We start from the raw sequence: 10,189 nt of genomic DNA, 5'->3' as shown, positions 1-10,189 counted from the left end.
ACCACCACCCCCGGGAAAACGGAAGAAAACGGCTGCACAAAATTTGAAACCAGCTGAAAAACAACCAGGCCACACCACGGGGTGGCACAACCTGGCCAATTCAACCAATCCATATAAACAAATTGGTATCAACAAACTTGGCACACTATTGAGTTCTCAAACAACAGACACACCCGGCACCACCACAACCAACAAACAGTCAAGGATCGCTCCGGAGCAACTTTCCAAACTTACCCGGTTCCGGGAAGCTTTGCAAACCGGCGTTTCCGCAGATCCAAGCTCCACCACAAGGGCCCCCGCCCGGTTTCCGCACGCCAGTAAAGACGCCGTTTTTCAGGCCATTCAGAAGGGGGTCGGTCGCTATCTTTCCGCATCAGCGGCGGCGACTCGAATTACTTTACACGGGCTTTGGACCCTACGCAAACCGGGCCAGTCAGGGTGTCCCCAGCCGCCAAAATCCCCGGAATGGCGGGGGCAACGGGTCCTCCGAGCCGCCACCGTCCCCGAATTCCGCCGAAATGGCTTCTTGTGGAGCCCGTCACACCCGGCGGCAGCCCGTGCAGATCCCCATGTAAGTAGCAGCAGACGTCGTTTTGACGGCCCAGAACGACACCTGCTGCTACCTAGTTGGGTGTGCCGTCCGTCCTGCTAGTTGGGCGGGACGTCCCTCCCCGTTCAAGCACCCCATCCGGCTCCGTCGAAGGGGCACCGGACACCCCTTGAAACTTGGCCGGCCGCGCGTATGGTTTTTGCATGGGACCGATTCTGGACACCCTTGTGGTCGGAGCCGGGCAGGCAGGCCTCGCCACGAGCTACTGGCTGAGCCAAACCGGCGTCGAACATCAGTTGCTGGAACGGCGACCCGCGCTGGGCGGTGCGTGGCAGGATCGCTGGGACGCGTTCGTCCTGAACACGCCGAACTTCTCGCTCGCGCTGCCCGGCGGGCCCTATGACGGACCGGTTCCGGAGGCCTTTATGCCGCGCGCGGACGTCGTGGACTACATGCGGCATTATGCGGAGACCATCGGGGCGCCCGTCCGGACAGCTACGGACGTCACCCGCATCGCACCCGCAGACGGCGGCTTCAGCGTGGACACCACCCAAGGAGCCTGGCGGACCCGCAACGTGGTGTTGGCCACCGGCGGCTACCAGAAACCGAAAGTCCCCGCGCTGTCCGCACAACTGCCGGACCACATCCTCCAGCTGCACACGGACACCTACCGCAACCCGGAACAGCTGCCCGACGGTGCCGTCCTGATTGTGGGGACCGGCCAGTCCGGCGGCCAGATCGCGGAGGAATTGCTCGCCGTCGGCCGGGAAATCCACTTGGCGGTGTCCACCTGCCCCGAGGCGCCGCGCCGGTACCGCGGCCAGGACCTCCTCTTTTGGATGACGCAGGTCGCCCAGTTCGGCCCCGCGTACGGGCTCAACGGCCTCACCGTGGGGCAGCTGCCCTCCCCCGCGGCGCGGTTTATGTGCAACCCCTTGGTGTCCGGCGCCGGCGGCGGCCACGACATCCATCTGCGGGATCTCGGACGCCGCGGTGTCCGGCTGCACGGGCACCTGCAAGCAGCCGACGACGGCGAACTCGTCTTCAGCGACGACCTTCGGGAGCGCTTGGGCGTGGTGGAGCGAACCTTCTACCAGCGCATGCGGCCGATGTTCGATGCCTACATTGCCGCTGCAGGCCTGTCAGCGCCGGAGGCTGAACCGCCGCGCAAGGACGACTGGCTTCCGTCGGAACCGGCGCGGCTGAACCTCGACGCCGCAAACATCACGTCCATCCTCTGGGCCACCGGCTACAGGCTGGACTTCAGCATCCTGGACATCCCGGTGCTGGACGAGTGGAACTACCCCCGCCACCACCGCGGGGTCACCGAACATCCGGGACTGTACGCGGTCGGGCTGCCGTGGTTGACCGGGCACGGCTCGTCGATTGTGGCCGGGGTCGGGCGCGACGCCAAGTACATCGCGGAGCACATCGCGGCACGGTGAAAGCAGTTCGGTGAACCGGCACGCTCAAGCGCACAGCGGGGCAGGCAGGGCACGCCGGTCAGCCACGAAACCTACTCCGCACAGCACCCGTCAAAATGCACCGGGGTGGTCAGGCCGGACGCGCTGAACCAGTCCTTGGCCCAGGCCTGGACCGACGGCAGCCCGAGCTGTCCAATGACCTGTTCCGGCGGTCCGTCGAACACGGAATTCCCCTCGTTCGCGGAATCGGCGGCAATGCCGGCAAGCAGCCCGAAGAGGGCCGGCTGGTCCAGGAACGGAAGTTTCCTGCCGTCGCCATCGCTCAGAACGCCCCAGCGGGAGGTGAACAGCGAAAAGTCCTCGGCAGGTTCGCCATGGTCCACTTCGAGCGGACAGGCTGCGCCGTCGAGCTGGATCCGCCGGTAGTTGGGCTCCGTTTCGTCAAGTGCCATCAGCTGGCGTTCATCGAGCCACGACACCCAGACCGGAGTGCACTCCCCCATCAGCGGGTACGGTGCGGCGGCAACGTAGCCGGCCCGGCTCACGTGCGCGGAGTGGCCAACGGCGATGTTGTGGAGCTGGCCGCGGACCAGGGGCAGGACAGTGCTGACCGGCCGGTGGCAGTTGGCGAACTTCCTCCGCATCACGTCGGCACTGGAATTCGAGCCGACGGAGACCACCATGGAGCGGGACCCGAGCGGAGCCGCGTCGGCTTCCGCGAGCGCCTGATCCAGGCCCACTGCCAGGCCTGCTGCCAGGTCGAGGGGCAGGAAACCAACGCCGTCCACCACGCCTGAGGCCTCGGGCGGATCCCATGGATACAGCAGAGGATCGAGCCCGCTGGTGTTATCGCCAGTGGCCATTCCGGTCAGTCTTCCTCGTGATGCGGCGGTCAGTCACCCATGCCGGGGTGGACGGGCACGAAGTCGATCTTGTTTCCCGGGCTGGTCTTCTTCGTCGGAGACCGCGAGAATCCTTTCGCGTCCAGGTGGTTCTGCGCCCGGTATTCGGCCAGGGCTTCGTCGTACGCCCTGTTGAGCCTGCGGCCGGAGAGTTCCTCCGTGGTGCCGTCGGCAAAGGTGACACTAATAAGGACGCTTTCAGGGAAGTGCCGGTTCATCCGGACATAGCCTTCGGCATCCTGCTGGAGATTAATCAAAGTGTGGTTCGCTTTCGTGGGTGGTGACTTCCAGTGTCCCGCACTTTTCGGTGCCGCAGGTCCCAAGGCGTACAAGGGGCCCCGCATTAAGAAACCCAAGGCCCGGATGGGGGATCCGGGCCTTGGGCGTTCTCGGGAGCCGGGCTCAGCGGCTCCCCGGGGACGGCGTCAGTCGGACATTGACGTGACGCCGCTGTAGTACCAGCCGGTGTACGGCGACCAAACGCCGTTGCTGCCTTCCTGGAAGCGGACCTTGTGGTAGACCTCCTCGTTGCCGATCTCGCCGTTCACCAGGGTGCGGACGTTGGAGATGGTCACGGTTCCGCTGTACTGGTTGAGGTGGCGGCTGAAGTACGAGGTGCCCAGGTGGTCGTCACCGTTGGGCCAGTCGTCTTCCTCCCAGCGCTCCTGGGTGATGTTGATATAGCGGTCGGTGTTGCAGTGCACCTGGATCCGGTAGTCCACCAGCTTCACGCCGGAGGAGTTGTGGCCGGCGAACACGGGCTTGAGCGGTGTGACTGAGCAGGCGTAGTTGGTGCCGGCCGCCTGGGCCGGGGCGGCCAGGGCGAACGGCGCAGCGACCATTCCGAGCCCAAGGGCTGCGACCACGGCGGCCTTGCCGCGGCGGGATGGACGGGACTTCTTGGTGGTTGGTGCGTTGGACATGGGATTGCTCCTGAGGGGGAAAGATGCGGTGTGGATGGGGTGCTCTGCCCGGCAGTTCCGGGGCTCCGGATCCGCCGGGATTCTCCCTGCGTTCCGATGTATCCATAGTGGATCCGGGCACCCCTCCCGCACTTCCGTGCTAGCACGGAAATCTACTGGCCAGTATCGAGACGCACACATGTAGCGCGGGCACCTTTACATCCGTCCGGTGCGCGGCCAAAATAACTCACACCACAGCCTCCACTGGGACCACAGCGCGCTGTCACTCAGAACCTGCCACAGCAGAGGGGTGCCACCATGAATGACAAGACCGAAGCAGCCGAGGCGGACCGGGCACTGAAGCAAAAGCACCGTGCCATGTGGGCGCAGGGCGACTACCCGGCCCTCGCCAGCGAACTGATCGCAGACCTCGGCGCCATCCTCGTTGACGTCTGCGGCGTCAAGCCCCGCCAGCGCGTCCTGGACGTGGCCGCCGGGGCAGGCAACGCGGCGATCCCGGCCGCCATGATGAAAGCGGACGTCATCGCCGCCGACCTCACCCCGGAGATGTTCGACGCCGGCCGCCGGCAGGCAGCCGATCGCGGCGTTGAGCTGGAATGGCAGGAGGCCGACGCCGAGGCGCTGCCGTTCCAGGACAACGAGTTCGATGTGGTGATGTCCTGCCTGGGCGTGATGTTTGCGCCGCACCACCAGGCGGCTGCGGACGAGCTGGTGCGGGTCTGCAAACCTGATGGCCACATCGGGCTGATGAGCTGGACGCCCGAAGGGTTCATCGGGAAGATGTTCGACACCATGAAGCCGTTTGCTCCGCCGCCCCCGCCCGGAGCGCAGCCGCCACCCCTCTGGGGCACAGAGGACCACGTCCGCGAGCTCCTCGGCAGCAACGTCACGGACGTCAAAGCCGAAAAAAGGACGGTGGCCATCAGGAGCTTCCACCACCCGGAGGACTTCCTGCACTACTTCAAGTCCCACTACGGCCCGACAATCTCGGTGTACAAGTTCCTTGGCGACGACGCGGACAAGGTCAGCGCCCTGGACAAGGCCCTCACGGAACTGGCCGACACCTACCTCGAAGCCCACGGCGACACCACGGCCCAGATGGAATGGGAGTACCTGCTGCTCACGGCCAAGAAGGCGCGCCCCGCAGCGACGTAGTTTCCGGGTCATAGCTTTCCGGGGTCACAGCTTTCCCGGGTCCTCCGCGCCTCCGCCCAACTTCCCATGCCCGTCCCCCGCGGGCCCACAACTGCAGGAACCACGACGGCGGGAGGCGGGCAGCGATGGCCGGCCTCCCGCCGTCGTGCTCCCTGGGGTTGTGCTTCTAGCAGCGGGTCAGCGCTGCGGGTGAAGGTCCTTGCTCCAGAGGACGGTTCCGTTGGCGTTGCGGAGGCTGACGGTGAAGACGTCGTCCTCGGTCAGGTCCACGTGGCCGAAGAACTGGTTTTCGCCGCTGCGCGGGGACTGGTTGGCGTAGGCGCCGGTCTTGTAGAACACCCTCTCGGGGCCGAAGGTGCCGTCCAGTTCGCCGGGGCCGAAGCTGCCGGCGTTGATGGGGCCGGCCACGAATTCCCAGAAGGGGTCGAAGTCGGTGAACGCGGCGCGCTCGGGCGAGTAGTGGTGGGCGGCGCAGTAGTGGACGTCGGCGGTCAGCCAGACCACGTTTTTAACCCGGTTGCGCTTGAACGCGGAGAGCACCCAAGCGATCTCGAGTTCCTTGCCCAAGGGGGCGCCGGCGTCGCGGTTGGCCAGGGATTCCTGGTTGACCATGCCGTCGGGGACGATTAGTCCCAGCGGGAGGTCGGCGGAGATGACCTTCCAGGTGGCCTTGGACTTGCTGACTTCGCGGATGAGCCACTCGGCCTGTTCCTGGCCCAGGATGTGGGTGAGGTTCGTTTCCTTGCCGTCGGTATTGGGGTCCTTGAAGGTGCGCATGTCCAGGCAGAAGACGTCCAGCTGGGGGCCGCGGGAGATCTTGCGGTAGATGCGGGCGGGTTCGAAACCGGTGCTGCCGTCGCCGATGCGGGTGCTGAGGCCGGAGATTGGCTGGTATTCCTGCCAGGCCTGGCGGCCGCGGGCGGCGAGCACGTCCACGCGGCGTTCGGTGTAGCGGGAGTCGGTGATGATCTGCCCGGGGTACCAGTTGTTGTGGGTTTCGTGGTCGTCCCACTGGGCGATCACCGGCACCTCGGCGTACATCGCGCGGACGTTCCGGTCCATGAGGTTGTAGCGGTGCCGGCCGCGGAACTCGTTGAGGGTCTCGGCCACTTTCGACACTTCATCGGTGACGAGGTTGCGCCAGATCTGCCCGTCAGGCTCGGTGACCTGCGCGGTGATGGGGCCGTCGGCGTAGATGGTGTCGCCGGAGTGGATGAAGAAGTCCGGCTTGGTGGCGTGCATGGCCGCGTAGCCGCGCATGCCGCCGATCTCCTCGTTGATGCCCCAGCCCTGGCCGGCGGTGTCGCCGGTCCAGACGAAGCTCTGTTTGCGGGCTGCGCGGCCGCTGCTGATGAGCCCGGTTCCGGGCGCGGTGCTGAAGGAGCCCTGCGCGGTTTCGCCGGCGGTGCCGTCGGCGTCCTCGAAGTGCAGGGTGAGGGCGAAGCGGGTGCCGGCGGGGAGGTGCTCGGCGTTGATCCGGGAGGTGAAGTCGGTGGCTTCGCTGGCGGCGCTCCCCCGCAGGGCGCGCTGGAAAGCGCGGCCGCCGCGGAGCGGGGCACCGTCGTCGTCCACGGCGAGCAGGCTGGCCACCAGCCGGCCCGGGCCCGACGCTCGGGACCACAGGACGCCGGAATCGGCGGTGACATCGCCAGTGGCGATGCCGGACGGGAGGGTCAGGCGGTTGCGGACCAGGGCGACGCCGGCCGGGCTAGTCGCGTGGGCGGCTGAGGTTGCGGCGGGCACGACGGCGGCAGCACCGGCGGCGGCCAGGGCACCTTTGAGGACATTGCGGCGGGTGAAAGCAGTCATGCTGCCCATCGTTGCCGCGGCGGGTGAACCGGCGGTGGCGCGGGTGTGAATTGCCCGTTGCCCGGGCCTGTCGGGATGCCGCTGGTGCCATACTCAAAGCGTGACGTCGTATTCGTTCCGCGGCGGACTGTGGCTCTATCCGCATGCATCCGGATGGCACTTCATCACGCTGCCGCCGGAGGTGGCGGACGAGATCAGGGACGAGTCGGCTCCCTTCCACAAGGGATTCGGTTCGGTGAAGGTCACGGCCTCGATCGCGGGTAACAGCTGGTCCATGTCGGTCTTCCCGGAGAGCAAGAGCCACTCGTACGTGCTGCCGGTCAAGAAGGCCATCCGGACCGCCGCGGGGATTAGCGACGGCGATGACGTGGACGTGCAACTGGTCCTGGAACTCAAGGGCTGATTTCACTCCAGGACGGCGTCAATCGGAGCACTTCCCGAAGGCTCTATACCGCGTCTTTCCGCGGGACTATCATGCAGGTGCACGGCTGCGGGTTGCCATCGTTCCGCAGCAAGCGTCGAAGCAACTGTGGGAGGACCTGTCATGGAATGCATTAGTTGGTTTGCGCCGATTCTGCCGGGCAAGTTGGACGAGTGGAAGGCGCTCATGGAGGAGATACAGGGCCCGCGTCAGGAGGAATACCGGCGCTCCCGCGAACGGATGGGAGTGACCCGGGAGGTGCTCAGCCACATGCAGACGCCGCAGGGGGATTTCATCGCGGTCTTCCACGAAGCAGACGATGTTGCCAAGGCCTTCCAGTCCGTCGCGACCTCGGACGATCCCTTTGACGAGTGGTTCCGGGCAAAGATCATGGAAGTTCACGGCATCAGCGCCGAGATGCTCCAGGGGCCTCTCCCTGCGAATGTCCTTATGGACTACAAGGCGGCTTGAGGGACTACACCCAAGTGGATGAGCCCCTCCAAACCGGCTAGAACCTCATTGAAGCGTACGGCCCACTGGGCAGGTCGCCAGCAGTCCACGGCGCAGTGGAGCGGACGTCGGGCGTGTGGCCTCGGCCGTCGGTCAGGATGGCACGGACGGTAACGCTGAGAACCCAGAGTCCTAGTAGCAGGATGCCGAGCAGTTCCATTGTGATGCACCTCGTTTGAGTGTGGGCGGATTGGGTGATTTCAGTGTGTCCGGGCGGCGTGTGAGCAAGCGTGTGAACCCCGCAGACGCCCCCGGCCCCGCGGCGTACCATGGGCGCTATGGCCGAGAACTGGATTCGGCTCCTCGGTCCACCCGCGATCGAGACCCCCGGCGCAACGCCCCTGCAGCCCAGAGGCCGCAAGGCCTGGGCCGTGCTCGCCTACCTCGTGCTGCAGGCGGACGGCACCGGCCGCTCCCGCACGGCGTCGCTGCTATTCCCGGATGCTGCGGATCCGCTCGGCGCCCTGCGCTGGAACCTGTCCGAGCTGCGGCGGACCCTCGACGGAGTGACCGTGGCCGGCGATCCCCTGTGCCTGGTGCTCCAGCCGCCCTGGCGCTGCGATGTACTCGAAGTGCTGGATTCGGCTGGCAGCCAGGGCGGTGACCCCCAGCGCTTAAGCGGTCAGCTGCTGGAAGGGCTGTCCTTCGCCGATTCCCCGGTCTTTGATTCGTGGCTGGCGGACCAGCGCTACCGCCTGGACAACGCCGCCCAGTCCCTCCTCTATGAAGCCGCGCTGGCGGCTCTCGCTTCCGGCGATGCGGGCGAGGCGGCGGAGCTCGCGACCCTGGCGCTGCAACGCGATCCCTTCCATGCGGACTGCAACGCCGTCCTGGTCAAGGCCCTCGTGGCCCTGGGCGAGCACCGCCGGGCCCGGGAGCACGTCACCAAATGCGGCAACCTCTACCGCGAGGAGCTCGGCCTGCCGCTGCCGTCCGAAGTCCGGCGGGCCCTGTCCGCTGTGGCTCCGGAGCCGGACCCCGGGATGCCTGCCACCGTGGCGACGGTACGGTCGTATCTCGACGCCGGCGGCGCGTCACTCTGGGCCGGTGCCGTGGACCGGGGGCTCGATCAGCTGCGGCTCGCGGTGGTGCTGGCCCAGCGCACCGGCGACGACCATCTGCTGGCCGAGTCTTTGGTGACGCTGTCCGGTGCGCTGATCCATCAGGCGGGCCGCCGAGGGGCGGAGGTGGCGGATTTCCTGCACCGTGCACTGCAGGCGGAAGGGCCCGACGGCGCCTCCCGCACTGCCGCTGCAGCGTACCGGGAGCTGGGCTACCTGAATGTGCAGCGCGGCGTCCCCGACCGCGCGGCCGGCTGGCTGGACCGGGCAATGCAAGCTGCAGAGGGATTCCCCGACGAACAGGCGAGGATTCTGGCGATCCAGGGGATGCTGGCCTCCGACACGGCGCGGTATGAGGATGCGGTGACTGCATTGACTGCGTCCGGCAGGCTGGCCAAAGCGGTCCGGAACCGCCGGCAGCAGGCGTTCAGCGAGGCGCTGCTCGGCCGCGTGCACCTGCTCCGCGGGGAGCTGGAGAAGGCGGCTGCGTCTCTGGACCGGGCACTTGTCTGGATTGCTGAGGAACACTGGACGGCGTTCGAGCCGTTTGTTGCCGGGGTCCGCGGCGAGACCTATCTTGCCGCCGGGCAACTGGAGGAAGCGGCGGCGTTCATCGACCGGTCCTGGGTGATGGCCGAGCTGGCCGGGGACCACTGCTACATGGCCCTTGCGGCAGGCGCCGAAGCGCGGCTGTTCCTGGCGCACGGAGATCTGGCCGCGGCCGAGCACTGGATCGACCGCGGCCTGGAACCCAAGCCGTGGTACCTCTGGTATTCGGCCCGGCTACTGGATACGGCTGCGGAGGTCGCCATCGCCATGGGGTCGCCGCGTGCCCCGAAGTTCGTGGAACGGCTGTCCGAGCTGGCGAGCCGCAGCGGAATGCGGGAGTTCACGGTGCGGGCGCAGTCCCACCGCGCGGTACTCGGTGATGATGCGGCGGCGCAGGCTGTGCCGTGGCTGGCGAAGGAGGTCGGCAACCCGGCGTTGTCGGCGTTCCTGGCGGCAAGGCCGGGCCAGCGGTGATCGAGCCCGGTGGTTGAGCTCGTCGACATCCGGGCGGCCCTGATCCCGCCAAGCTCGAACAGGGGCTGGCGCCTATCCCCCGGTGAGCGGCGGCTGCACCTGGAGCAGGAACTTCCGGCCGCCGTCAGTCAGCGCGGGAAGGACGGTGAAGTGCTGGGCCTGGACCGTCAGCTTCAGGGAGTCGAGCGTCCAATGGATGCGCAGTTAAAGGTCCCGGACCAGGTCCAGCGGGATGGGGCGCCCCGGCCTTGGTGCGGAACCCTTCGACGTTGAGGGTGTCGGCGATGATCCGTTGGCGCTCAGATTCTTCAGGGGCACGGGGCCAGTGGTCATGCACTGTTGGAGGAGCCGGTAGAACAGCAGTCCGCGCTGGTTCAGCACCTCGGGCCGGACGTCGGCGGCATGGTCCAG

The 10,189-nt window shown here is 66.7% G+C and carries 10 protein-coding genes; 5 read left to right on the top strand and 5 right to left on the bottom strand.

Annotated elements, in window-relative coordinates; translation table 11 throughout:
• Window positions 1-753 precede the first annotated feature (753 nt).
• The gene (locus tag AC1DRE_RS24270; RefSeq protein ID WP_476987034.1) at window positions 754-1,995 is read left to right on the top strand and encodes a flavin-containing monooxygenase; all 1,242 of its coding nucleotides are present in this window, start codon (window positions 754-756) and stop codon (window positions 1,993-1,995) included.
• Between the two features lie 71 nt (window positions 1,996-2,066).
• On the opposite strand, the gene AC1DRE_RS24265 is transcribed toward AC1DRE_RS24270, so the two are convergent.
• The 3 genes from AC1DRE_RS24265 to AC1DRE_RS24255 form a co-directional block, all read right to left on the bottom strand.
• Complete coding sequence (locus AC1DRE_RS24265) at window positions 2,067-2,837, bottom strand: hypothetical protein (protein WP_476987033.1); 771 nt, start codon at window positions 2,835-2,837, stop codon at window positions 2,067-2,069.
• A 29-nt stretch (window positions 2,838-2,866) separates the two neighbouring features.
• Entirely contained in the window at window positions 2,867-3,133 is a 267-nt protein-coding gene (locus AC1DRE_RS24260) for a hypothetical protein (RefSeq protein WP_104176280.1), read from the bottom strand.
• Between the two features lie 168 nt (window positions 3,134-3,301).
• The gene (locus AC1DRE_RS24255; protein WP_476987032.1) at window positions 3,302-3,799 is read right to left on the bottom strand and encodes a hypothetical protein; all 498 of its coding nucleotides are present in this window, start codon (window positions 3,797-3,799) and stop codon (window positions 3,302-3,304) included.
• A gap of 297 nt (window positions 3,800-4,096) precedes the next feature.
• On the opposite strand from AC1DRE_RS24255, the gene AC1DRE_RS24250 reads away from it, so the two are divergent.
• The gene (locus AC1DRE_RS24250) at window positions 4,097-4,954 is read left to right on the top strand and encodes a class I SAM-dependent methyltransferase (RefSeq protein ID WP_476987031.1); all 858 of its coding nucleotides are present in this window, start codon (window positions 4,097-4,099) and stop codon (window positions 4,952-4,954) included.
• Between the two features lie 177 nt (window positions 4,955-5,131).
• Here AC1DRE_RS24250 and AC1DRE_RS24245 read toward each other — a convergent pair whose 3' ends face one another.
• Window positions 5,132-6,772: an alkaline phosphatase D family protein gene (locus tag AC1DRE_RS24245; RefSeq protein ID WP_476987030.1), complete on the bottom strand. Its 1,641-nt coding sequence runs from the start codon at window positions 6,770-6,772 to the stop codon at window positions 5,132-5,134.
• Between the two features lie 91 nt (window positions 6,773-6,863).
• On the opposite strand from AC1DRE_RS24245, the gene AC1DRE_RS24240 reads away from it, so the two are divergent.
• Both AC1DRE_RS24240 and AC1DRE_RS24235 read left to right on the top strand, forming a co-directional pair.
• Window positions 6,864-7,166 (top strand): DUF1905 domain-containing protein, encoded by a 303-nt coding sequence (locus tag AC1DRE_RS24240; protein ID WP_476987029.1) that lies wholly within the window; start codon window positions 6,864-6,866, stop codon window positions 7,164-7,166.
• A gap of 141 nt (window positions 7,167-7,307) precedes the next feature.
• The gene (locus AC1DRE_RS24235) at window positions 7,308-7,655 is read left to right on the top strand and encodes a DUF6176 family protein (protein ID WP_476987028.1); all 348 of its coding nucleotides are present in this window, start codon (window positions 7,308-7,310) and stop codon (window positions 7,653-7,655) included.
• A gap of 37 nt (window positions 7,656-7,692) precedes the next feature.
• On the opposite strand, the gene AC1DRE_RS24230 is transcribed toward AC1DRE_RS24235, so the two are convergent.
• Entirely contained in the window at window positions 7,693-7,854 is a 162-nt protein-coding gene (locus AC1DRE_RS24230; RefSeq protein WP_364130772.1) for a hypothetical protein, read from the bottom strand.
• A 118-nt stretch (window positions 7,855-7,972) separates the two neighbouring features.
• On the opposite strand from AC1DRE_RS24230, the gene AC1DRE_RS24225 reads away from it, so the two are divergent.
• Entirely contained in the window at window positions 7,973-9,778 is a 1,806-nt protein-coding gene (locus AC1DRE_RS24225; RefSeq protein WP_476987027.1) for an AfsR/SARP family transcriptional regulator, read from the top strand.
• Window positions 9,779-10,189: the final 411 nt, after the last annotated feature.

The sequence above is a fragment of the Arthrobacter sp. P4_H3 genome, from assembly GCF_056400885.1.
The sequence above is the reverse complement of the archived record's forward strand: the minus strand, read 5'-3'. Positions and strand labels throughout refer to the sequence as shown.

What these genes read in the sequence shown, in the direction of transcription:
- AC1DRE_RS24265 (WP_476987033.1), bottom strand. Translation starts at nt 2,837, where the DNA reads ATGGCCACTGGCGATAACACCAGCGGGCTCGATCCTCTGCTGTATCCA.
- AC1DRE_RS24225 (WP_476987027.1), top strand. Translation starts at nt 7,973, where the DNA reads ATGGCCGAGAACTGGATTCGGCTCCTCGGTCCACCCGCGATCGAGACC.
- AC1DRE_RS24255 (WP_476987032.1), bottom strand. Translation starts at nt 3,799, where the DNA reads ATGTCCAACGCACCAACCACCAAGAAGTCCCGTCCATCCCGCCGCGGC.
- AC1DRE_RS24235 (WP_476987028.1), top strand. Translation starts at nt 7,308, where the DNA reads ATGGAATGCATTAGTTGGTTTGCGCCGATTCTGCCGGGCAAGTTGGAC.
- AC1DRE_RS24245 (WP_476987030.1), bottom strand. Translation starts at nt 6,772, where the DNA reads ATGGGCAGCATGACTGCTTTCACCCGCCGCAATGTCCTCAAAGGTGCC.
- AC1DRE_RS24250 (WP_476987031.1), top strand. Translation starts at nt 4,097, where the DNA reads ATGAATGACAAGACCGAAGCAGCCGAGGCGGACCGGGCACTGAAGCAA.
- AC1DRE_RS24270 (WP_476987034.1), top strand. Translation starts at nt 754, where the DNA reads ATGGGACCGATTCTGGACACCCTTGTGGTCGGAGCCGGGCAGGCAGGC.
- AC1DRE_RS24230 (WP_364130772.1), bottom strand. Translation starts at nt 7,854, where the DNA reads ATGGAACTGCTCGGCATCCTGCTACTAGGACTCTGGGTTCTCAGCGTT.